At 70.6% G+C, this 23,016-nt stretch carries 20 protein-coding genes; 5 read left to right on the top strand and 15 right to left on the bottom strand.

Features of this window, described 5'->3' with window-relative positions:
- Nucleotides 1-4: 4 nt before the first annotated feature.
- The 10 genes from ACIA8L_RS25745 to ACIA8L_RS25790 all read right to left on the bottom strand — a co-directional run bounded on the left by ACIA8L_RS25745 (nt 5) and on the right by ACIA8L_RS25790 (nt 12,596).
- Nucleotides 5-724: a hypothetical protein gene (locus tag ACIA8L_RS25745; RefSeq protein ID WP_395908820.1), complete on the bottom strand. Its 720-nt coding sequence runs from the start codon at nt 722-724 to the stop codon at nt 5-7.
- On the bottom strand, nt 721-2,868 hold the full coding sequence (locus ACIA8L_RS25750; protein WP_395908822.1) for an ATP-binding protein: 2,148 nt from the start codon (nt 2,866-2,868) through the stop codon (nt 721-723). Before ACIA8L_RS25750 ends, ACIA8L_RS25745 begins: the two co-directional genes overlap by 4 nt.
- Nucleotides 2,865-3,704, bottom strand: coding sequence for a DUF4255 domain-containing protein (locus ACIA8L_RS25755; RefSeq protein WP_395908824.1), 840 nt, complete (start codon nt 3,702-3,704; stop codon nt 2,865-2,867). Before ACIA8L_RS25755 ends, ACIA8L_RS25750 begins: the two co-directional genes overlap by 4 nt.
- A gap of 1,089 nt (nt 3,705-4,793) precedes the next feature.
- Complete coding sequence (locus ACIA8L_RS25760) at nt 4,794-5,648, bottom strand: hypothetical protein (RefSeq protein ID WP_395908826.1); 855 nt, start codon at nt 5,646-5,648, stop codon at nt 4,794-4,796.
- A gap of 9 nt (nt 5,649-5,657) precedes the next feature.
- Nucleotides 5,658-6,158, bottom strand: coding sequence for a phage tail protein (locus ACIA8L_RS25765; protein ID WP_395908828.1), 501 nt, complete (start codon nt 6,156-6,158; stop codon nt 5,658-5,660).
- 30 nt (nt 6,159-6,188) lie between these two features.
- The gene (locus tag ACIA8L_RS25770) at nt 6,189-8,132 is read right to left on the bottom strand and encodes a phage tail sheath family protein (RefSeq protein WP_395908830.1); all 1,944 of its coding nucleotides are present in this window, start codon (nt 8,130-8,132) and stop codon (nt 6,189-6,191) included.
- A 37-nt stretch (nt 8,133-8,169) separates the two neighbouring features.
- On the bottom strand, nt 8,170-8,439 hold the full coding sequence (locus ACIA8L_RS25775) for a hypothetical protein (RefSeq protein WP_395908832.1): 270 nt from the start codon (nt 8,437-8,439) through the stop codon (nt 8,170-8,172).
- Complete coding sequence (locus ACIA8L_RS25780) at nt 8,430-8,717, bottom strand: hypothetical protein (RefSeq protein WP_395908834.1); 288 nt, start codon at nt 8,715-8,717, stop codon at nt 8,430-8,432. The genes ACIA8L_RS25775 and ACIA8L_RS25780 overlap by 10 nt, the downstream gene beginning before the upstream one ends.
- A gap of 472 nt (nt 8,718-9,189) precedes the next feature.
- Nucleotides 9,190-10,482 carry a nucleotide disphospho-sugar-binding domain-containing protein gene (locus ACIA8L_RS25785; protein WP_395908836.1) on the bottom strand — a complete coding sequence of 431 codons (1,293 nt, stop codon included), beginning with the start codon at nt 10,480-10,482 and terminating at the stop codon, nt 9,190-9,192.
- Nucleotides 10,479-12,596, bottom strand: a complete 2,118-nt coding sequence (locus ACIA8L_RS25790; RefSeq protein WP_395908838.1) for a glycosyltransferase — start codon at nt 12,594-12,596, stop codon at nt 10,479-10,481. The genes ACIA8L_RS25785 and ACIA8L_RS25790 overlap by 4 nt, the downstream gene beginning before the upstream one ends.
- 209 nt (nt 12,597-12,805) lie before the next feature.
- Between ACIA8L_RS25790 and ACIA8L_RS25795 the strand changes: the two genes are divergently transcribed.
- The gene (locus ACIA8L_RS25795; RefSeq protein WP_395908840.1) at nt 12,806-12,961 is read left to right on the top strand and encodes a hypothetical protein; all 156 of its coding nucleotides are present in this window, start codon (nt 12,806-12,808) and stop codon (nt 12,959-12,961) included.
- 444 nt (nt 12,962-13,405) lie between these two features.
- Here the strand turns inward: ACIA8L_RS25795 and ACIA8L_RS25800 are convergent, their stop codons facing one another.
- The gene (locus tag ACIA8L_RS25800) at nt 13,406-13,900 is read right to left on the bottom strand and encodes an RICIN domain-containing protein (protein WP_395908842.1); all 495 of its coding nucleotides are present in this window, start codon (nt 13,898-13,900) and stop codon (nt 13,406-13,408) included.
- Nucleotides 13,901-14,187: 287 nt separating this feature from the next.
- Here ACIA8L_RS25800 and ACIA8L_RS25805 point away from each other — a divergent pair, with 287 nt between their 5' ends.
- The gene (locus tag ACIA8L_RS25805) at nt 14,188-14,871 is read left to right on the top strand and encodes a response regulator transcription factor (protein WP_395908844.1); all 684 of its coding nucleotides are present in this window, start codon (nt 14,188-14,190) and stop codon (nt 14,869-14,871) included.
- Complete coding sequence (locus ACIA8L_RS25810; protein ID WP_395908846.1) at nt 14,868-16,322, top strand: ATP-binding protein; 1,455 nt, start codon at nt 14,868-14,870, stop codon at nt 16,320-16,322. The genes ACIA8L_RS25805 and ACIA8L_RS25810 overlap by 4 nt, the downstream gene beginning before the upstream one ends.
- 74 nt (nt 16,323-16,396) lie before the next feature.
- On the opposite strand, the gene ACIA8L_RS25815 is transcribed toward ACIA8L_RS25810, so the two are convergent.
- Together ACIA8L_RS25815 and ACIA8L_RS25820 are read right to left on the bottom strand one after the other, a co-directional pair.
- Nucleotides 16,397-18,475 (bottom strand): MMPL family transporter, encoded by a 2,079-nt coding sequence (locus ACIA8L_RS25815; protein ID WP_395909046.1) that lies wholly within the window; start codon nt 18,473-18,475, stop codon nt 16,397-16,399.
- A gap of 188 nt (nt 18,476-18,663) precedes the next feature.
- A complete protein-coding gene (locus tag ACIA8L_RS25820; protein ID WP_395908848.1) occupies nt 18,664-19,233 on the bottom strand; it encodes a bacterial transcriptional activator domain-containing protein in 570 nt (189 codons plus the stop codon).
- Nucleotides 19,234-19,409: 176 nt separating this feature from the next.
- On the opposite strand from ACIA8L_RS25820, the gene ACIA8L_RS25825 reads away from it, so the two are divergent.
- The gene (locus ACIA8L_RS25825; protein ID WP_395908850.1) at nt 19,410-19,556 is read left to right on the top strand and encodes a hypothetical protein; all 147 of its coding nucleotides are present in this window, start codon (nt 19,410-19,412) and stop codon (nt 19,554-19,556) included.
- Between the two features lie 38 nt (nt 19,557-19,594).
- Here the strand turns inward: ACIA8L_RS25825 and ACIA8L_RS25830 are convergent, their stop codons facing one another.
- The gene (locus ACIA8L_RS25830; RefSeq protein WP_395908852.1) at nt 19,595-20,392 is read right to left on the bottom strand and encodes an ABC transporter permease; all 798 of its coding nucleotides are present in this window, start codon (nt 20,390-20,392) and stop codon (nt 19,595-19,597) included.
- Nucleotides 20,389-21,246, bottom strand: a complete 858-nt coding sequence (locus ACIA8L_RS25835; RefSeq protein WP_395908854.1) for an ABC transporter ATP-binding protein — start codon at nt 21,244-21,246, stop codon at nt 20,389-20,391. Before ACIA8L_RS25835 ends, ACIA8L_RS25830 begins: the two co-directional genes overlap by 4 nt.
- Before the next feature lie 171 nt (nt 21,247-21,417).
- On the opposite strand from ACIA8L_RS25835, the gene ACIA8L_RS25840 reads away from it, so the two are divergent.
- Nucleotides 21,418-23,004, top strand: a complete 1,587-nt coding sequence (locus tag ACIA8L_RS25840; protein WP_395908856.1) for a cellulose binding domain-containing protein — start codon at nt 21,418-21,420, stop codon at nt 23,002-23,004.
- Nucleotides 23,005-23,016 lie beyond the last annotated feature (12 nt).

The following is a 23,016-nucleotide window of genomic DNA, read 5'->3' on the forward strand; positions in this document are numbered from 1 at the left end:
GGCCTCACCCCGGAATGACGACGTTGGCGATGTCGGCGACGTTGGCCAGGTTGAGCACCGACATCACCTCGGTCGTGGCTTTGGTGTAGACGTACGGCGCGCTTTTGCCCTCGATCACCGTGAGGTTGACCGAGACCGTGGCCCGGATCGGGTTCAGGCTCGCGCTGAACTCCGTCTCCGTGATATTCAACGCGTTGATGTTCACCGGATACACCCGCTGACGCCCGAAGATGAACAGGATCATCGGCGGGTTGGCGCTGCGGGTGAAGCTGAACCCGGAGTTCCCGCCCAGCAGGGTGTCCACCGCCGTACCGAGCAGGCTCTCCTCTTTCGGGGTCACCATCTGCTCGAGCGTGGCGATCTGCGGTGCGATCCCGAACTGCCCGGTGAGGGTGTCACCGTCGTTGAGCTTGTCGGTGGCATCCAGCCTGATGTCGAACCCGATCGTCTGGTCGCCCACCGTGACAAGTTGCTGTTTCTGCAGGTCACGCAGGTTGGATACCTCGGCGCGACACTCGCGCGCGGTGCGTTGCGGCACCGTCGCGGACTGATCGCCGCCGGAGCCCGAACCCGCCGCGCCGGGAAACGCGAACGTCAGTGCGCGGTTGCGGGTCAGCTGGACCGGGTTGAACTGGAACACCACGAACAGCGGCGGCACGCTGAGCCCGAACTCCACGAAGGCACCGCGCAGGATCCTGGGCCGGTTCGGGAATCCACTACTCATGACGGGACCGCCTTGCTGTCATAGGGCCAGAGCTTGCCGATCTTCTGGAACTCGCGGCGGGTGCCGTTGAGGATGTGCCGCCGGTCGATGACGCCGCCGTCGGCCGCGGCGAAGAAGGCCGCGTTCAGCACGATGTTCTTGATGCTTCCGCCGGCGACCGCGAACTCGTGGCCCAGCGCGGCGAAGTCGACGTCCACCGCCACCGGCGCCGCCGGCGGCACCAGCGTCCGCCAGATGCGCCGCCGGCTGTCCGCATCGGGAAAGGGGAACTCCACGATGAACCGGACTCGTCGCGTGAACGCCTCGTCCAGGTTCTGCCGCAGGTTGGTCGCGAGCACGACCAGGCCCTCGAACTCCTCCATCTTCTGCAGCAGATAGCTCGTCTCGATGTTGGCGTACCGGTCGTGCGCATCGGATACCTCCGTGCGCTTGCCGAACAGCGCGTCGGCCTCGTCGAAGAACAGGACCGCGTTGCCGGACCGGGCCTGCGCGAACACCCGCGCCAGGTTCTTCTCGGTCTCCCCGATGTACTTGCTGACCACCCCGGACAGGTCCACTTTGTACACGTCCAGCCCGAGGTCGGCGGCCATCACCTCGACGGCCATTGTCTTGCCGGTGCCGGGCGGTCCCGTCAGCAGCGCGCTCAGGCCGCGGCCGTGACCGACCTTCGCGCCGAATCCCCAGCTGTGGAACACGCGGTGGTGATGGCGGACCTGGTCGCAGATGTCGTGCAGCGCGGCCACCCGGTCCGCCGGCAGTACCAGATCGGCCCATCCGTATCTAGGGTGGACCACGGTGGCCAGCTCCCGAAGGTTCTGGTTGGACAGGTGCCGGCACGCGGCGGATACGTCGGCCAGCGTGAGCGCCGGCCCGTCGTGATCCATCAGGCGCTGATCGTCGGCCAGGCGGACCGCGGCCTGGATCGTGGCCGGCGGCAGCCGGAACCGGGCGGCCAGGTTGTCGGCCCAGGCGGCTGCCTCGGTGGTGTACCCGGCCAGGTGCTGCCGCCACAGCGCGGCGCTACGGTCCGGATCCGGCAACGAGACCTCGACCGGCGCGACGGCAAACGCGTCGACGGCGGTCCAGGGAGACTCTCCGCTGAGGAAGACCAGCCACCCGAAGTCCGATACACCGGCAGTCAGCGATGCCAGCATCGGCCGAACGGCATCCTGCAGCAACAGGTCTGCGCCCGCCACGTGCACCGCGGCCTGGCACAGCAGCCCTTCCCGCAGGGCCAGCCGCAGCAGTTCCTCGGCATCCGCGCCGAGGGTGGCGAGGTCGAGGCTCACCAGCCCGACACCCAGTCGCCGGCACGTGGCCTCGGCGAGCTCCAGCGCACCGGCCGGCCCGTGCAGATAGCACACCAGCCCGCGCCCGCCCTCGCCGCCGGCCAGGCTGTGCCCGGCCAGCCGCACCAGGCGATCGGTGGTGGCCGGGTCCGCCTGGGCCGCCGGCGGCGCGCTCGACGCCGGTACCCACCGGGCATGCCCGGCCAGCGGAGCGGCCAGCTGGTCGATGCCGAGCAGGAACTGGCAGATCCGGGGATCGAGCGCGAGAAACTGGGCCAGGCCCGAGGAGCCCGACGGGCTCTGCGGGTCGTCCACCGTCCGCAGGATGCCGGCCCGCAACAGGGTCGCGGTGGCGCCGAAGACGCCCCGGGCGGCCCATCGCTGCCGCTCGGTCGGGCACAGCAACTCCAGCGCCAGATCGACGCTGGGGCGCCGGCGGGTGATGTCGTCCTGCAGGTAGGCGTACAGGCGGTCGTACTTGCGCCGCAGCTCCGGGGCCAGGCAGACGAGGACCGCCAGCTGTTCGAGCTCGGACAGCCCGAACAGCCGGCCGAGCAGCGGCAGCCGGAGCTCCACCCCGGCGGCCAGGCTGCGCCGCACCCGGGCGTCGAGCTCCGCCGAGAACAGCTCCACCGCCGGCCGTCCACCCGGCGCGCCGACCTCGGCGGCCGGCCCGGTCGTCAGCAGCCACTCGACCTCGTCGCGGGTGATGTACATGGCCCGGTTCGCCTGCGCCTGCGGGGCCGCCGCGCTCAGCCGGTCCGCCGCGTCCAGCAGCAGCCGGATCAGCATGTCCAGCCGGATCAGTTCGGCCGCCAGGTGCTCCAGGTTGTCCCGGAAAGCGGGCGCGGTCATGGTGTCACCTCGAACAGGAACGTCCGGCGGAACAGGCCGGCCACGTCCACGCGCAGGTCGTAGAAGCCGGGCGGCAGGTCGGCCGGGAGCGTTGCGGTGAACTCGTCATCGGCCAGCAGCTGACCGGCCAGGATCGGGTGCGAGCCCAGGGACACGCCGGCCCGCCAGCCGGCCAGATGCGTGCCCGTGAAGGTGAGCACCGTGCCGGCCGGGCCGCCGGCCGGCATCATCTCCACCGCGGCCGGCGCGTTCAGCGGCGAGCGGATGTCGGGGACACCGACCCGCCGTACCCGCTTGGGCATCGGACGTTGGCTCGCCGGCAGCCGGTCCAGCTGCACGGTGTGCACCTGGTACAGCACGGAGAGCCGGAACGGCTGCGCGAAGGTGGTCCACAGCCGGCTCAGCTCCTCCGGGTCCAGCGCGTTACAGGTGATCTGGAGCTGCTCGCGGGCATCGAGCAGGCCCGGGTCGAGGTAGGTCTTCGGGACCACCGCGTTCTCGAAGAACACCCGCATGGCCTCGCCGAGGATCTTGTGTGCGGTCGCGTTGCCCTCCACTGGGTCGTTGGGGGCGTACGGCGTCAGGAGGTAGTACAGGTTGACCGAGAGCGGCGCGGGCACCAGCTGGTTGGGCGCGCCGGGCCTGACCGTCCAGTCCTCGTTGCGCAGGAACGAGTTCTCGGCGACCTTGTAGAGGAACAGGTTGACGCGTCGGGCGCCACCCACCTCATCCGGCGCCAGGATGGTCACGTCCACCGCCGGGTCGATACGCATCTCGCCGACCAGCAGGCTGCGCAGCGAGGCGCTGACCATGCCGATCGCCGTCGCGGCGCTCATCGCAGGACTCCCGGGCGCAGGCTCAACCGGCCCAGGTAGCGGCGCTCCCAGAACGCGGCCACGCCAGCATCGACCGCAGCCTCCCGGACCACCACCGTCTGCGCCGGCGCCGCGGGAGCCGTTGGGGCCGCTGGTGCCTCCTGCGCCGCCGGAGCCGACGGTCGTGTCCCCGGATCCGCTGGCCGCGGAGCGGCAGCCGGCGGATCCATCGCCGAGACCGACCAGCCAGCTAGCGACGCCGGCAAGTCACCCATTGAGATCGATTCGTCAGGCACTGGGATCGGCGAGGCAGTCGCCGGCACCTGTACGTCGGCCGCTTCCGGTTCGGCGCGAATGACCAATGCCCGCGCCGCCACAGGCGCCGGAGGCCTTCCCGGCCACGTCGCAGTCTTTGGCGCAGAAGGCCGAGTTGGCCCAGTCGTGGAAGTACCAGCCGACCCGCTCGCGGCGTGCTCCAGTGGGGCTCGGTGATCACTTCCCGGGCCTATCGCTCGTGTACTGTCCACGGTGGGCGGCATGGCCGTTGCGTTCGGCGCCTGCCGTCGATCCGACGGCGCGGCCGCACCATCTCTCGCCGCCGCCGCAACGGGATTGGCTTCCGTGCGGCGCAGTACCTCGGTCTCGTCTTCATGCCGAAACGCAGAGCTGGCGGGATCGACCGTGCCACCGGCGTCGACGGCCGTGATTGGCGGCACCTGTCGCCGGCTCGTGACCCCGGGAATGATCATGGACGGCTCCGCCTCCGACCCCACCGGTTCGCCGGACGACCGCTCGCGGTACCCCACCGACCCTCGCCGCGCCGCCGAGCCAGTGCCGCCGGCCATCCACTGCCCATCCATACTGGACACTGAACCCGGCCGGTCGGAGAAGCCGTCCGTCGTCTGCCGCCACCACACTCCGCCTGGCGCCGCCTGGACTTCCTGCGCAGCGGCGGAAGACCGCCGCCGATAGGGGCGACCCGAGCGTGGGAGGGCCGATCCGAAGCTGACCCGCACCCCTGTCTCGTCCGGCCGGCCCAGTAGCTCCCACACCCCGGCGCGATGCTGGAACGGCCGGACGCCGTCCGCCAGTATCTCGCGCAAATAGCCGTCAGGTGTCACCGTTCAACACCTCGATCGCGTCCGCGAGCAACTCGATGTACGTGCGCCGCCGGTCACGGTTCATGTCCATGATGTCGCGCTCGCTCCAGTGGTAGTGGTACGCCAGATAGTGCACTTCCTGGTACAGCAGGTTGGCGTCCGTGCGCAGTTCACCGAAGAAGAGCCGGTGAATGTCGAAGGGCGCCACGAACGTGCGGCCGCACTCGGCGCACTTGGCTTCAATCGTCTGCTCCACCCGGGGCGCCACCTGCCGCATGCGCTCCTCGATCGCCAACCGATCCGCCGCCGGCAATTCGGCCATCTGCCGCTCGCTCGGCGGGCCGGTCGGGCCGATGCGTTGCACGCACCGGGTCAACAACCGGGTCAGCGTCTGTGCCTCGTTGTCCGCCAGCCCCTCGGAGAGTTCCTCCTGATCCGCACCAGTGGGCAGCCGGAAACTGACCTCCTGCCCCTGCGCGAGCGTCATCGTGTGCACCGGGGCCGGATTCTCGGCCGGGTAAACCGGGACGTCCACAATGGAGAAGTCGACGGACACCCGCTCGCCGCAGTCCGGCCAGGGGCAGATCAGGTTGGCCTGGACCCGGTCGCCAAAGCTCGCCTGACGCAGCGCGAGCAGCAGATACTGCCGATCCGCGACGAGCAACCGCTGGGCCACCGCCGGTGGAACCGGGCTGATGTCACCCAACCGCGACACGCACCGGCTGAGCACCTCGGTCACCAGCGCGGCGCTGCGCCCGCGAGTGGTGGCGAGCAGTTCCTCCTCCCGTCCGGTGAGAACCGCCAGCTCGAACTCGCGATGCAGCCGCCCGGTGGCGTCCCAGTATCCGCCTGGCAGCAGGCCCATCGACCCCTCCTACGTCTCCTTGGGCTCGGTCACCGAGGTGTCCCGCACCCAGCCCTCGTTCTCCAGCTTGATGGTGCTGATCATCACCGCGTTGCTGCTGGCGTCCAGCTGCGGCAGTGCCTGGTACTCCGACACCCAGGCCCGGAAGACGTTGTACGCCAACACCTTCGCCCCCTGGGCGTTGAAGACCTCGATACTGATGTCCTTGCGGAAGGTCGCCAGCGACATCGCCGCGTCGCCGGTGAAGTTGTTGACCTTGTCGGCCCACTCCTCGAACGTCGTGTCCTGCGTGACGCCCGCTTCCAGGGTGATCGGGTCGTACTTCGTCTTTCCCGGGATCTGGTGCGGCCCGCTGGCGTCCCCGCCCTCGTACCAGGGGGTCACCTCGGTGCTCTTCTTCAGCGCGCTGCACTTGTTGAGCCCGGCCACCGGCTTGCCATCTATCTTGATCTGGAACCGGAATCCCATGTAAGGGTCGAACCGGGTGCTGTTCACGGTGAACCTGGCCATCGGCCGCTCTCCCTTCCTCGGGCGTCGCCGTTATCCGGACGCCAGTCCCGCCTTCTGGCTGATTTTGACCACGACGAACTCGGCCGGCTTCAACGGCGCGAAGCCCACCAGGACGTTGACCACTCCCGCGTCGATGTCGGCCTGCGTGGTCGTTTCGGCGTCACACTTGACGAAGAACGCCTGCGAGGGCGTGGACCCCTGGAACGCGCCCTGCCGGAAGAGGGTCATCATGAACGACCCGATCGTGAGCCGCAGCTGGGACCACAGTGGCTCGTCATTGGGTTCGAAGACCGCGAACTGGATGCCGGTGTAGATGCTGACCCGCAGCATGATGGCCGTCCGGCGGACCGGGATATATCGCCAGGCCGCATCCGACGTGATGGTGCGCGCGCCGAAGGCCACCACACCCGCGCCGGGGAACCGCCTGATGACGTCCACGCCGATCGGGTTCAGGTTGCCCTGCTGCACATCGCTGAGCTCGGCGGCCAGCCCAACCACGCCGCTGAGGCTCGCCTCGATGCCGGCCGGGGCCTTCCACACCCCGCGCGAGGCGTCGATGCGGGCATAGAGCCCCGCGAGGTAGCCCGAGGGCGGTAGCAGGATGGGTTCCTGGGAACGGCCGGTCGGATCCTGCGCCTTGACCCACGGGAAGTACAGTGCGCCGTAGGAGTTGGCAGTGGTCAAGCCGTTGCGGAAGGCGGCCGCGGCCGCGGTGGTGAGGACGTCGGGACCGGTCTCTCCAATGTAGAACACGTCCTGCAGCGGTCGCCGGCCGCAGTAGTCCATGCCCTGGCTCATCATCGCCGGGGTGCTCTCCCCCGGCACGGCCAGCAGGCTGAAGTCGGTCACGTTGTCGAGGCGGCTGAAGGTATCGCTGAAGGCCGACTCGGCCAGCGCCCCGGTGCCGTCGCTGCCCGCCACGACGACCGTGACCGGCGGGGCGAGCGCCGCGTCACCGATCTGCAGCGCGTCGGCGGTGGCGGGACGGCGCACCGCCCGGCCGTCCTCGGACTGACCGCCGAAGGCCGCGCCGAGCCGCAGTTGCGCGGTCGCGTCGTGGTCCGGGGCGGCCTGCACTCGCACCGATGAGGTCTCGCTGCTGGTGCCCGACTTGAGGACCAGGCGGGACAGCCCGGCGATCGTCTCCACCACGCAGTCGAAGCTGCCGAACGCCGCGTCCGGGGTGGAGGTCTTCTTCTTGACCAGGGCCTTGACGGCGTTCTTGATGCCGGTCGCGACGTCGGACAGGGTGGTGCTGGTAGTAGCCAGGCCCGACAGGGTCACCTGCTGGAACCCGTCGTTGTCCACATTGACCTGGAGGTTGACGTTGCCGCCCAGCGGCAGCGCGGCGTTCGGGATGAAGTCCCCGCGGTGCACCCCGTTCTGGGCGCTGCTGTTGTTGGCCGACAGAACCTGCAGATTGATCAGCGTGGAGTCGCGGGCGAGCACGGCCACCGCGTAGTTGGGCGCGGCGGGGTCGATGCTGAGGTTGTCGAAGACCTCCAGCGGTGTGATGTCCTTGAAGTTGGGCGGCAGCACCACCGGGTCGGCCTGCCGGCGGACGCTGACCTTGAACTCGTTGTTCGGGTCCAGCGTGCCGTTCTCGATCTGCAACGCCAGCGAGTTGCCCCACACGCCGGCGTTCTTGGCCGAGAAGACCAGGCCGGCCGCCCCGCCCCGGTTGTTCATGGTCAGGCTGGCGACCGTCGCGTTCGAGCGGGTGACCCGCACGATGTAGCACTGGCGGCCACCATTGTTGAAGTACTGGAAAACGCTGTGGGCGAGGAAGCTGTCGATGATGTACGAGCCATAGGTCCGCTGGAACTCGGTCCAGCTGGTCACCCGGGTCGCCGCGGCGGGGCCCATCTCGGTGAGCCCGACAAATGCGGCGGTGGAGGTGCTGGCGACGTCCAGTGGCCTTACCCCGCCGGAAATCTCCTGGATGTAGACGCCCGGATAGGTCAGCGTCGGCATGGTGCTTTCCTCCTATCGTTGTCGGACAGGTGACGGATCACCCGGCGGAATCGGGTTGCTTGCGCGTCCTGGCCGGCTCGGCGGCCGCCTTCTCGGTGCCCACCGTGGCGCCGTCGGCGACATCCGAGACCGGCTCGACGTCGATCACGCCCCGCTGCCGCTGGGCGTCCACTGCGGCACTTCCGGCGACCGCGACATCCGGGAGGTCCGCGGAGAGCTCGCCCGGGGACAGCCGCAGGTTGCTGCCGGTGGCCAGCGGTACCCAGACCGGACCGGAGGTAAGCAGGCTTCTGATCTTTATCGGCATGACAATCTCCTCGCCGGTTTCCCGGCCGTGAAATATGAATCCAGAACTGGAACGCCACGGTCGGCAACCGCCCGGGGGGAATGGAGCATCGTGTTCAGCGCGACAATCGGCACGGATCCCGTCGAGGCGACCAGCTCACGGCCGAACGCGAGGCTGTTCGCGGTTGTCATCGCGAGCAGCACCACGTCACACGCATGCGCGCGGGGGGAGCCCGGCACCGTGCGGGTCCACGTCCCGGTGGTGCGATCGGTGTCGAACAGCGAACGCCGCAGCTCCACCCCCGCACCACCACGCCCGCGACGCGTCGAAACGCGCCCCGGAGAGGCCGCCGCCCGCCGCCGACACGCTCCGCACAAACGCCCGGCCGGCGCCACCGGGCGGCGGCAGCACCGACCCCAACACCGCCGGGCCACTCAGCGCCAGCAGCACCTGGTCCCGAAATCTCAGCACACGGCAACCGTGCCAGCACACGTCGACAACCCGTCGACAACCGGTCGACAACCGCCCCGTCGATGGTCTGGCCGGGAGTACGGAGGCCGACCTGGTCGACGACTTCGCCTGCCCACTGCCGGTGACCGCCATCTGCCGCCTGCTCGGCGTCCCGGTCGCCGACGAGCCGCGCTTCCACGCCTGGGCCGACCGAACAATCCGCGACTGCGCAGCGACCCGCCACCGTACCGGCCCAACCCGGTCCTGCGCGGCCCCCGCCACCTTCCCGTCACCTTCGACGGCACCAGGCCCTGAGGCCGGTCAGGTGAGCGCGGCGCGTGCGACGTCGCGACCTGGACGGGCGCGGAGTTCAATGCCGAGCTTGCGGGCCGCGGCGGCCGCATCGCTGCGCAACATCGCGTTGATAGCGGTACCTAATGCTTCGGCGGTGGCGGTGTTCGGGTCGAGCGCCAGTCCCAGCCCGGCGCGCTCGATGGCGGCGGCGGCGGCGAACTGGTCCGTCGAGAACGGCAGGACGAGCAGGGGGACACCACAGTTGAGGGCTTCGGTGACGCTGTTGTTGCCGCCGTGGGTCACCGCGAGCGCGGCGCGGTCCAGGACAGCCACCTGCGGAAGGTGTTCGCGGGCCAGCCAGTGCGGCGGCAACGTGCCCCAGGCGGCGGTCTCGGCGGAGCCGGTGGCCAGGGCGACCCGCACGTCGAGTGGGGCAAGGGCGGTCACCACGCGGGCCAGGACGTCGCTGCGGGCGGACAGGAAGCTGCCGAAGCTGACGTAGACGATCGGTCGCGGATCATCATGGTCGAGCCAGGCGGTGACGTCGGCATCAGGTGTTTCGCTGCGGACGGCCGAGCCGAGAAACGTGTGCGGCGGGAGCAGTGCGGTGCGCGCCGGGTCATGGAGGCTTTCGGGATAGTTGAGCAGGAGGTCGGGTCCGGCCGTGGCGAAGGCGTCGTCGACGGCCGTTGCCCCCGGGTCGAGGGTGTGCAGCGCCTGGTTCCAGCCGGCGGTGAACTGTTCCCGAACCTCGATGCTGCGGCGCCGGAGTGCGTCAAGAGCGGCTTCGGCCGGTTGCATGACGGCCGGCCAGGCTGTCGGGTAGCCGTAGAGCTCGCCGGCGACGACCAGGGCGGTGGGATGGCCGAGGACCACGTCCGCGTAGCGGGTGGCGCTCGCGGTGAGGGCGAGCCTGGCCGTGAAGGCGAGGTGGTCGACGAGGATCTGGTCGGGTCGCACCGCCTCGAGGATGCGCAGGACGGCCCGCGCGGTGTCGATCGGCTGCCACAGCAGGTCGGTCAGGCGTGCGTCGGCCTGGAACTGCAGCGCGGCGACCATGCCGGCGGCGGTGGCGGCGAAGAATCCACGCAGGGCGTCGTCCTCGCCGGCCGGTTGTTGTTCGGCGCGGATCACCCCGGGATTGGAGCCTCGCCCGAGCCGGAGATCGGCGCGGGTGAAGCCGAACGATCGCACGATGTGGTCTGTGGCCGGTCCGGTCGCGACGACGACTCGTTCGCCGGCGTCGCTCCACGCGGTGGCCAGGGTGGCCAGGGGCAGCAGGTGCGAAGCATAGTCCGGACTGATCACCAGCAGCGTCATGCCACGACCCGGGTGCGTGGGGCGGCGGCACGGTACACTTCGACGAGTGCCCCGGCCATGGACTGCACGGCGAAGCGGTCGCGCACCATCTGGTACGCCCCGGCGGCCCGCGCATCGGTGTTCACGGCCGTGGCCAGGTCGAGCGTGCGGTACATGGCCCGGGCCAGCTCGTGCGGGCCGGTGCCGTCCACCAGTACGCCGGTGACGCCGTCGTCGATGTAGGTCGCGGGGCCGCCGGCCGCTTTGGCGACGACCGGCAGGCCGGCCGCGAGCGCTTCGAGGATGGCCAGCCCGAACTCCTCCTTGACGCTGCCGCTGACGTAGATGCCGCCGGGCGCGACCAGCCCGGGGCGGCCGGTACGGGCGGCCGCGAGCCAGGACGCGACGACGGCATGCGGGCGATGCCCGGCGAGGATGAGGCCGTCAGTGGGTTGCCGGCCGCCCGTCGCCGCGGTGATGCGACCCAGTTCCCGTTGCTCTTCCGGGGACGGATCGGTGAGGTCACCGCCGACGATGAGCAGGTTGCACCGGGCCCGCAGTTCGGCGTCCCCGGCCCAGGCGGCCACGACAGCCGGCATGTCCTTCACCCGGTGCAGGCGACCGACGCTGACGGCCAGCGGCAACCCCAGCCGCTCGGCCGGCAGCGCGGCGACCAGCTGGTCCAGCTCGGCGAGCGCGGGGGTGACGGGGCCGGTCGCGGCGGCCCGGGCGGCATCCGTGATGGACAGGTCGATGCCCTCCGGCACGACGGTGAACCGCGGGTCGTCCACAACGTCGAGCCGGAGCAGGTCCTGGAGGGCGGACCGCAACTGCGGGCGGGGCAGCAGGACCACCCGGTCGGCGCTCTGCGCCAGGCGGCGGACGAGCCGGGCCCGGAACCAGAAGTGCTCCCGTTCGTCGGCCTCGCCGAAGTTCGTGCGGGTCAGCCCGCCGTCCTGCTCCAGCGCGCGGATCACCGCGTGGGGGTCCGGGGCCAGGGTGAACACGACCGGGATGTTCAGTTCCTTCGCAACCTCGGCCGCCACGAGCGTCCCCACGTCGGCCATGCGCAGGTGCAGCACGTCGACCGGGGCGCCGGCCCGCAACAAGCGGCGGATGTACCGACGCACCGTCACCCGCGCCGGCCACGCTGCGGCGATGTCTCGCGCGTCGGACGGCATCGGCACGGCCAGCAGGTGATGGCCGGCCCGCGGCAGATCCGCGGCCGCCGTGGCGGCATCGGCCAGGCTGCCCCGCGACAGCGTCAGAACCCGTCGCACATCCGGCAGCTGCTCCAGCGCGTCGCCGAGCCGCACGAGCAGCGTGGCGATGCCGCCGTTGTCTCCCCTGCCGGTCCAGGTGAGCTGGCGGTCGAGGTCGGCGTGCAGGAACAACTGGGCGATCGTGAGGCCGTCGCCGGGCGCCGGCACCGAGGGTGTGCAATCGGCGACCGCCAGCCGGGCCGTATCCGCCAGCAGCCCCGGCCCGGCCGCCAGCTGCGTCAGGACGGCCGCCGCGGACCTGTCGGCGGTGCGGTCACCGAGTGCACCGACGGCGGCGATCCGCACGAGCTCGAACTCGTCGCCGCGGGCAGCGACCTGCCGCAGTGCCCGGCCGGAGATCGGACCCGGGACCAGACCGAGGGTCTCGACCAGCCGGGCCCGTACCGCCGATTCCTGCGCGGCGGCGAGCGCGCCCTCGACGGCGAGCGCTACGTGCTCGGCGGCCGCGGCCGACCACGTCTCCAGCGTGCGCTGGGCCAGGACGCCGGAGAAACCACCGGCTCTGACGACGGCCACCAGGCGGCCGATCGCGTCGAGTCGCGGCAGCCGTGAACTGAGCGCCCACGCCGCGTGTTCCCGGACCCACGCCCGCGGGTGGGACAGCAGTTCGGACAGCGCCGCGTCCGCTTCGTCGTCGAAGGCTCGGCCGAGTGCGTGCACCGCCGCGATACCTGTCGGCTCATCCGAAGGATCGTCGATGGCCTGGGCCAGCAACCGCACGGTGTCGCTGCCGGTACTGTCCGCGACCGCGCGGTCCAGGTCTTCGGCGATGTTCAGCACGTCGACGATGGAGGGCGCGGTTCGTAGCCGATCGAGCGCTGACTTGACCGGCGCCGAGTGCACGGTATTCACAGACAATCCCTCTCGCTTCAGTCGCCAAGGGTTTCGGATCGGCGGGGCCGGGCGGATGCGCGATGTCAACTACGTCACGCCCGAGCGCTCCGCCGGCGCCGGCCCGGCCCACACCACCGCTGCTGAGGCCCCGTGGAGCTTCACTGCGTCGATGTTGGACGCACCCATGCCGAACCGGGGACAGTGACATTGCCGTCGTAGGGAGCGCTATGTTCACCGTCTTCACCAGTGCCCTCGGCCCGCTCGCGTTGTGGTTTCCCAGCCGCGTCCCCGATCCTGAGGACGCCGCGGCCACCGACGACGCCGATCGTGAGACCGAGGACCGCGACGCCGCTCACCGGTCGACGCCCGGTGACACCGACTGATCAGAGCAGGGTTGAACCGCTTCAGCCGGCCGCCTGCAGGTCCTGAGCGCCCCCGGTGTCACGCGCTTGGGCGGGCTTCTTGCAAGTGGGTCCACGGCTGGGCCGTGTCCCGCCGCATCGCGAAACCAGTGGCCGTCGGCGGCGGTTGGCGCCTCGATGTGGGCAGCGCTGGTCATCGCATCCGATATGTACTGCCAACGGCTGACGGCCAGACACTGACCGACCTTGGCATGCATACCGGGGTGCTCGTCGCCACGGACGACGGCCGCGAACTGTACCGGAACCTCGGCTGGACCGTGCGCAGCCCGATCGCTGCGGCATACGTGCCGGAGCACCTCGTGCGCTTCGGACTTGAGAGCGCCTTTACCGCTCGGGCCATTCGCTCCGCCGCGCAAAGGAAAAGCCCGGCCCCCGCGGGGCCGGGCTCCTCGAGTGGGAGGCTGCTCAGGCGCTGATCGGAAGCCAATACTGCGACACCGTGTTGTTGCAGGTGTACAGCTGCGTGATGATGGTCGAACCGACGGTGTGAATGTCCATGCACTTGCCGGGGAAGGCGACATTCTCCCACGTGTCGTAGCCGCTGCCCTTCACGTGCAGATTCCACTGCTGGGTCGTGGTGCCGTCGCAGCCGATCGCCACCAGCTGCACGTTGGCACCCTGCCAGGCGTCGACGCACTTCCCGCCGTTCTTGGAGTGCAGCACGACCCGCCCGGAGGTGGAGGTGTTCTCGACGTACCAGTACTGGTTGATGGTGCTGTTGCAGGTGTACATCTGCACCTTGAGGGTGGCGGCGTGGAAGTCGAGGCACTTGCCGTTGGCAACGCCATTGCCGCTGTGGAATACGAAATACTGCGTGGCGGCGGCCGCCGGAGAACTGCTGGCAACGACGGCCAGAACAAGCGCGGCCAGAATGGCAACGCCGTAGCGGATCAAACGCATGTAATTCTCCCCGTAGTTCGGAATGCGGGATTGGCGGAGCCGGGGTGACAATGGCATGCTGAACCGCCGCCACCCGATTGACCTCCGTCGCATCGGGGCGAATCTATACGGAGAAAACCCACTATACAAACGCTAAAGCGGTGTTGACACCGATCGGCTTTGGGAGTAATGACGCCCGCGCCGCCGTGGCGCCCGGGCCGGCCGGCCGCTAAGCCTTTCCTCAGGTTGATCGGGAACCATGAGCGGCAAAGGCATCGGCTGGAAGGGGGCGGGCCGACGTGCGAATCATGATCGCGGACGATGACGCGGCCATCCGTGAGTCGCTGGAGCGGGTGCTCCAGGTCGAGGGTTACGACACCGTCACTGTCGCCAACGGTTTCGCCGTGCTCGACGGAGTCGGTGGGGCCGGCGGTGACCCGCTGGATCTGCTGATCCTCGACGTGATGATGCCCCGCCTCGGTGGGTTGGAGACCTGCCGGCGATTACGGGCCGCCGGCCGGGGTCTGCCGGTGCTGATGCTCACCGCCCGGGACCAGGTCTCCGACCGGGTCGCGGGGCTGGACGCCGGCGCCGACGACTACCTGCCCAAGCCGTTCGCCACCGAGGAGCTGCTGGCCCGGGTGCGGGCCCTGCTGCGCCGCAGTGCGCCGGTCGACGGGGAGTCGCACATCCTGTCATACGCCGGCGTCCGGCTCGATCCCGACCGTTTCGAAGCGTGGCGGGACGGGCGGACGCTGCGCCTGACCCGGACCGAGTTCTCCCTCCTGCAGGTCCTCGTGCGCAACGCGACCCGGGTCCTGACGCGCGACGCGCTGTTCGAGGCGATCTGGGGCTTCGACATGAGCACCACCGCCAACAACCTCCAGGTGTACGTCAGCTACCTGCGCCGCAAGATGGAGGCCGAAGGCGAGCCACGAATGATCTACACGCTGCGCGGTCTGGGATACACCTTGCGGGAGACCCCTCCGTGAGCGGGCGCGCCCGCCGGGCCCCGCGCCGGCTGACCCGATGGTGGCGCCGGCGGTCCCTGCGGACCAGGCTGACGGTGATCGCGGCGACCGCCATCGCGGTCAGCGTGTTCGTGGCCTTCCAGGTGGCCAGCCAGCTGCTGGACCGTGAGCTGCGGGGCACCGTCGAGGAGCAGCTACGCGCCGACTCCCGCACCCTGGCGACGGACGCGGAGCGCGCCGGCCTGGCGCAGGTCCAGCTGCCGCCGTACGCCGGACCCGGCCGGCTGGTCCGGGTCATCCGGCCCGACGGCTCGGCCCGCACGCCGGCCGGCCAACCCGCGCTGCCGCCCGTCAGCGAGCAGGCCCGGCGCGTGGCCCAGGGCGCGTCGGGCGACCTGATGGAGTCGGTCGACACCGACGACGACGGCTACCTCATCTACACGCTGCGGGTGGGCGACGGCGCGGTCCAGGTGGCCCGGGCCGCCGACGACAGCCCCATCAACCGGTTCGGGTTCGGCATGCTGCTGATCGGGCTGCTCTGCGTAGCCGGCGGCGCCCTCGTCGGGCGGGCCGTGGCGCGGACGGGGCTGGCCCCGATCGACCGGCTGGCCGACGCCGCGGCACACGTCGCGCACACCCGGGACCTCGACGCCGGCATCCCGGATGAGGGCGGTGGGGAGATCCGGCGGCTGATCCGGTCGATCAACGACATGCTCGCCGCGCTCCGGGACTCCCGGCAGGCCCAGCGGCTGCTCGCCGAGGACGCCGCGCACGAGCTCAAGACCCCGCTCACCAGCCTGCGCCTCAACGTCGAGCTGCTGATCCGGCTCGATCGGCGCGGCACCCTGGACACCGCGCTGCCGGCGGAGAGCCGGACCCGGCTGCTCAACGATCTCGGCGCCCAGGTGGCCGAGTTGAGCACCCTGGCCGCCGAGCTGACCGACCTGGCGCGCGGTGATGTCAGCGACGAGAGCACCGAGCGGCTCGACCTCGCCGACGTGGTGGTGGCCGCCGCGACCCGGGCACGTTCCCGCGTGCCCGACATCGAGATCGCGCTCGACGTGACCTCCGTGTGGGTGAGCGGGCGGCCCGCCGCGCTCCAGCGGGCGGTCCTCAACCTCATCGACAACGCCGGTAAGTGGTCCCCCGCGGACCAGCCGGTCCAGGTCCGGCTCCGGGCCGAGGGCGCTTCGGCCGTGCTCGAGGTCGACGACGCCGGGCCGGGCATCGACGCCGCCGACGTACCGCGGGTGTTCGACCGGTTCTACCGGGCCGACAGCGCCCGGGCGTTGCCGGGGTCCGGTCTGGGGCTGTCGATCGTGCAGCGGGTCGTCGACACCCACGGCGGCCGGGCCACCGTCGCCCGCTCCGCCCGCGGTGGCGCGCTGCTGCGGGTCGACCTTCCGGCCGCGGGCACGCCCGCGGCCCCGATGCCGCGGCGCACCGGCGGGAAGGACACCCCGGCGCGCTGACCCGCCCCGTCGGGGCGGGTCAGCATCAACGGGCGGCGATCGCCGGGCCCACGAAGCGACCCCCGCGGCCGCGCTCACCGTTGCAGCGCGGGCTCCTCGTCGCCGGCCGGCGCGGGCCGCCCGCTCGGCGGCTCCGCCGGCGGGCGGGACAGCCGGCTCGGCCACCAGATCCGCCGGCCGATCAGCAGGGTGAGCGCGGGCACCAGGACCGACCGCACCAGCAGGGCGTCGAGCAGCACGCCGAAGGCGACCAGAAACCCGACCTCGACCAGCATCACCAGCGGGAGCGAGACGAGGACCGCGAACGTGGCCGCCATGACCAGGCCGGCCGAGGTGATGACACCGCCGGTGGCCGAGAGGGCCTTGCGCATGCCGTCGCCGGTGCCGAGACGGACGGTCTCCTCCCGGGCCCGGCTGGTCAGGAAGATGTTGTAGTCCACGCCGAGCGCCACCAGGAACAGGAATGCCAGCAGCGGCACCGCGTAGTCGATGCCCTTGAACCCGAGGATCGTGTCGAAGACGAACACGCTGCCGCCGAAGGCGGCGGCGAACGAGACGACCACGGTGGCCATCAGGATCAGCGGGGCCACGATCGCGCGCAGCAGCAGCCCGAGGACGATCAGGACGACCGTCAGCACCAGCGGGATCACCAGCCGCTCGTCGCGGCTGGTGGTCACCTCGGTGTCGAGGTTCTCCGCACTCGGGCCGCCGACGATCGCCTCCGCCCCGCGCACCGCGTGCACGGCGGTGCGCACCCGCTTGATCGTGTCGTACTCCGCGACCGTGTCCGGTGCGTCCTTCGGGAACACGGAGATGTCGGACCAGCCGCCCTTGGTCTGACCCGGCATCGCCATGGCCACGCCTGGAGTGCCCTTGACGACGTCGAGCACCCGCTCCTGGAAGGCCGGCCGCGTGAAGATCGTCATCGGCTGACCGCCGAGCTCCGGGAAGTGCTGGCGGAGCACGGCGAAGCCGGTGACCGACTCCGGCGCGGACAGGAACTGGTCCTGCTCCCGCAAGGCGCCGGTGTTGCCCGACAGCCCGGCGGCGAGCACGCCGAGGATGCCGAGCGAGCCGAGCGTCGCCACCCACCGGCGGCGGCTGATGGTGGTGCCGAGCCGTCCCCACAGTCCCGGCTTCTCCACCACGGTCGTGCTGAACCGCGGGATGGCCGGCCAGAAGATCCACCGGCCGAGCACCACCAGTACCGCCGGGAACAGCGTCAGCATCGCCACCAGCGCGCACAGGATGCCGGCCGCACCGATCGGGCCCAGCCCGCTGGTGCTGTTCAGGTCCGCGACGAGCAGGCAGAGCAGGCCGGCGACCACGGTGGCGGCGGACGCGACGATCGCCGGCGCCGCGCCGCGCAGCGCGTGGACCATCGCGACCCGGACGTTCTCGTGGTGGTGCAGCGCCTCCCGATATCGAGCGATGAGCAGCAGCGCGTAGTCCGTGCCGACGCCGAAGACCAGGATCGTCAGCAACGCCGAGTTCTGGTCGTTGATCACGATGCCGAAGCCCTTGACGAGCAGGTAGACGGTCGCCATCGAGGTCAATGCGGCCGCGGTCACGACGACCAGCGGGATGCACCACAACACCGGGCTGCGGTAGGTGAGGATGAGCAGGAGCGTGACGACGATGACCGTGGTGAGGAAGACCTGCAGATCGATGCCGTCGAAGACGGCGTCCATGTCGCCGTCGATCGCGGCCGGACCGGTCACGTCGAGTTCCAGGCCGGCGGGGCGGTCCTTCGCGGCGTCCCGCAACGGGCCGACGAGGGTCTCCGGTGCGCCGTAGGTCGTGCTCACGTCGAGGGTGAACATCATCGCCCGGCCGTCGGTGGAGGGTCGCGCCGGTGGGCCGTCGCCGTCCTCACCGGCCGGGGCCGCCATCTTCGGGGGGTACCGCTTGGTGAGGGTGTCGTAGTGCCGCTCGACCGTCGCGCGGTCGGCGTCCGTCATGGCCCCGGCGCGGTGGTACACGAAGACGAACGTGTTGTCCTCGCCGCCAGGGAGGCTGTCCTCCAGCACCGCCACCTTCGTGGACTCGGCCCCGGCCGGCAGGGTGTCCACGGCCCGGTCCGTGGTGACCGAGCTCAACTTTCCGCTCAGCGGCACGATGACCGCCGCCAGCACCACCCACAAGCCGATCACCAACCACGGCACCCACCGGCCGGCCAACCGACCGGCCGGCCTCGCGGCGGACGGCGCTGCGTCGACTGCCATCACGAGCCTCCTCCATGCGGTACATCCCTTGTCTGATGCGGACTTCCTACCGAGCGAATCTGAGACGACCGTGAGAAGGGCGCTCCGGCTGGTCGGCCGATCAGGCGCACGAACGCTCAGCCCCGGGCCGGGGTCACACCGAGGTCGGTCATCCGCAGGACGTAGCGGCGGTACGCGCGGCGGGCCTCACCGTGCCGTCCCGCGTCCCGCAGCACCGCCATCAGCCGCAGGTGCGCGGCCTCGTCGTAGGGGTCGTGTTCGAGCAGGCGCAGCAGGTGCTCCACCGCCTCGTCCACGTCGGCCGCGGCGAGCGCGAGTTCGGCGAGCGCGCGCACCACATGCAGGTACCGGGCCCGGGCCTGGTCGCGAAGGGGTGCGGCCCAGTCGAGGTACGGGTCCTCGTGCAGGAAGTCGCCGCGGTATCCGGTCGCCGCGTCGCGCAGCGCCTCCCGCCGGCCGGAGCCGTCCCCGCCGCGCAGCGCGTCGCCGGTGGCCCGCAGGAAGGCGAGCACCTCGACGTCGAGGGCGCCGAGGCCGATGCTCGTCTTGTCGGCCCCGATGAAGTGGTCCGCCGGGAAGCGCCGGCCGGGGTCCAGGACGGCGCGCACCGTGGACAGTGCCCCGGACAGGCGGACCCGCAGGTACGCGTTGGTCCGGGTGCCCAGCCGGCGCCGGTCGCCAGCCACGCGTCCGCGGCCTGCGCCAGCAGCGTGTCCCGGCGGCTGCGCCGACTTCCCGTAGACGGGTCCCGCGCAGACCAGCGTCACGGGCCGGGCGCTCGCGTCGTCGAGCCGGCGCAGCACCTCCGGCCGGCGCAGGTGGATCGGGCCCGGGTCGGGGATGCGACACCGGCGTCGTGTGGATGACGCTCCGGGTGGTCGGCCTCGACAGCGGGGCCGCCAACTGCGCCGGGCGCAACGATCCGGACGTGGCCGGCTGTGTGCTGTTCCACCGCTGGATCACCGGCCGGATCGGCTTGGCGCCGGACGTGGTGACGCTCTCAGGCTGATCGGCGATCCACCGGTACCACTGCGAAAAATGCTTTGGTCAGTTGTCCTCCCGGCCGGTCCAGCGGAACGTCAGCAGGCACAGCGCCAGCCCGGCGACCACCCACGCGCCGAGCACGACGGCGACCCGGCCCAGTTCCCAGGAGCCGGCGGGCTCGTTCGCGGCGAACGCGTCCGGCAGGAACACCGACCGCATGCCCTGCGCCATCCACTTCAGCGGGAACACCGCGGCGACCTGCTGCATCCACCCGGGTAGGTCGGTGAACACGAAGAAGACACCCGAGATGAACTGGAGCACCAGCGCGACCGGGGTGACCACGGCCGGCGCCCGCTTGGCCTCCCGCGGCACCGACGAGAACGCGATCCCGCACAGCGTGCAGGCGGCGATGCCCAGCAGCGACACCCACAGCAGCGTGAACCACTGCCGGCCCGTCGACGGCAGCGACACGTGGAAGAACGCGGTCGCGATGGCCAGCATGAGGGCGCAGCCGCCCAGGCCGACGAGGTAGACCATCACGACCTTGCCGATGAAGTACGAGCCGGCCGGCATCGGCGCACCGTACAGCCGCTTCAGCACACCCCGGTCGCGCTCGATCGGAATCTGGATCGCGAGGGTCTGGAAGCCGTTGGTGAGCTGCGCGGCGGCGATCATGCCGGCCACGAAGTACTGCGTCAGCGTCACCCCGGGCGCGACGTCGACGCCGCCGAAGACCGAGCCGAACACGACCAGCAGCAGGATCGGCAGCGCGAAGGAGAAGATGACCGACTCCCGGCCGCGGAAGAACTGGCGCAGTTCCAGGCCGCTGCGCAGCAGCCCGAGACGCAGCGTGAGGGTCATGCCGGCTCCTGAATCATCGAGAGGTACGCGTCTTCCAGCGACGGCCGGGTGACCGTCAGCTCCGGCACCTCGCCGCCGAAGCGGGTGACCAGGTCGGCCACGAACGTGGCCGGGGTGTCGGTGTCGTGCTCCTGCGGGCCGTCCGGGGCGGTCCAGCGGACCTTCGCCGCCGCGCTGCCCCGGCCGCCGAGCGTCGCCGGCGTGGCGACCGCCATCAGCCGGCCGCGGGCGATCACGCCGACCCGGTTCGCGAGGGTCTCCGCCTCGTCCAGGTAGTGCGTGGTGAGCAGGATCGTGGTCCCGCCCGCGGCGAGGTCGCGGATCAGGTCCCAGAACTCGCGCCGGGCCTGCGGGTCGAAGCCGGTCGTCGGCTCGTCGAGGAACAGCAGCTCCGGCCGGCCGATGATGCCCAGCGCCACGTCGAGCCGGCGGCGCTGCCCCCCGGAAAGCACCTTGGCCTTGTCCTTGCGCTTCTCCTGCAGCCCGACCCGTTCGATCACCCGGTCCGGCCGGTCCGGGTTCGGGTAGTACCTGGCGAAATGCTGGACCACCTCCAGCACCGAGAGCTCCTCGAACTCGCCGGTGGACTGCAGCACGATGCCGATCCGGGAGCGCCAGTCCAGCGGGCGGCGCTGCGGGTCGACGCCGAGGACCCGGACCTCGCCGCCGCTGCGCCGGCGGAAGCCCTCCAGCATCTCGACGGTCGTGGTCTTGCCGGCACCGTTCGGCCCGAGCAGGGCGAACACCTCGCCCCGTTCGACGGTGAGGTCGAGCCCGTCGACCGCCTGGTGGGCGCCGTAGGTCTTGCGCAGGCCCTTGGCCTCGATGGCATATGCATCGGTCACGATCGCCATCGTGGCCGCCGCGCGACCCCCGCGGGTCAACCGGTCGGTGGATGCGGCCGGGGAACTTTCAGGCCCGCCGGACAGGTGGCGGGGGCCGCGGCCGCCCGTTCGTTGACGACGGACGTGCGGCGTAGGCCTACTGAAGCGGTTCAGTAGCCCACACCAGGAGGCGCAACCCTCATGCACAAGTCCCGGTTCGCGTTCGTCGTCGCGGCCTGTGCCGCCCTGATCGCGGCCTTGGTCGTGGTGCCGCTCGTGCGGGCATCCGCGGCCACCGCCGGGTTCGTCAGCCGCTGCGGCATCCACTTCTGCCTGGGCGGGCACACGTACTACTTCGCCGGCGCCAACGTCTACGACACGTTCACCTACGGCGGCAGCTACGGCGACACCGAGACGCAGTGGATGGACAAGGCCCGCATCGACAACCACATGGCCGAGATGGCCGCCGACGGGGTCACGGTACTGCGCACGTGGATGTTCGACCACGAGCAGTGGCACGGCTTCGAGCCCAGCAAGGGGGTGTACAGCGAGCAGCAGTTCGCCGAGTTCGACTACATCCTCTACTCGGCCGCGCAGCACAACATCCGCGTGATTCCCGTTTTCGAGAACTACTGGGAGGCGTACGGCGGTATCGACACGCGGCTGTCGTGGGAGGGCCTGGGCACGGGGCAGGCCAACCGATGGCGCTTCTTCAACGAGTCCGCGTGCCCGGGCTGCTTCACGCAGTACAAGAACTACGTGTCGTACGCGCTCAACCGCACGAACCACTACACCGGCGTCAAGTACAAGGACGACCCGGCCGTGTTCGCGTGGGAGCTGATGAACGAGCCGCGGTACGAGGGCCAGGGCACGTCCGAGAGTGTCAACGGGACCACCCTGCGCAAGTGGGTCGACACCATGGCCTCCTACATCAAGGGCATCGACGGCAACCACATGGTCGACGCCGGCCTGGAGGGCCACGGCACCAAGTACGGCTTCGGTGGCGACGAGGGCAACCCGTTCGTCGCGATCCAGCAGTCGCCGTACATCGACTTCACCTCGGCGCACCCGTATCCGAACGAGAGCTGGGCCAACCTCACCCTGGCCCAGACGATCACCCTGATCAACGCCTGGGTCGCCGACTCGCACAACGTGGTCGGCAAGCCGTTCTTCCTCGGCGAGTTCAACACCATGGGCGTGGACCGCAGCACCTGGTGGACGTCCATCTACAACGACCTGCAGACCCAGGACGTCGCCGGCAGCGCCTTCTGGTGGTTCCCGGACGCCCAGGCCGGCGGCGACAACTACAGCGTCAAGCACGGGGCGCCGGAGCTGTCGGTGTTCAAGGCGCACTCGGCGTACATGGTCTCCAAGAGCGGGGGCAACCCCCCGACCTCCAGCAGCCCCTCGCCGTCCCGGTCGATCTCGGCCTCGCCTTCGCGCTCATCGTCGCCCTCGGCCCCGGCCGGCGGTGCTTGCAAAGTCGGATACACCCCCAACGACTGGGGCTCCGGCTTCACCGCCACCGTGACGGTCACCAACACGGGCACCGCGCCGATCACCGGCTGGACGCTCAAGTGGACCTTCGCCGGCAACCAGACGGTGAGCAACGCCTGGAACGCGACCGTCACGCAGTCGGGCACCGCGCTGACGGCCACGAACGCGTCCTACAACGCCACCATCCCCGCGGGCGGCAACACGCAGTTCGGCTTCCAGGCGTCCTACACCGGCACGAACGCGGTGCCGGCGCAGTTCACCCTCAACGGCGCCGCCTGCGCCAAGGGCTGAGCCGTAGGATGC

This window comes from Dactylosporangium sp. NPDC051541 (assembly GCF_044454505.1).
Classification (GTDB): Bacteria; Actinomycetota; Actinomycetes; order Mycobacteriales; family Micromonosporaceae; genus Dactylosporangium.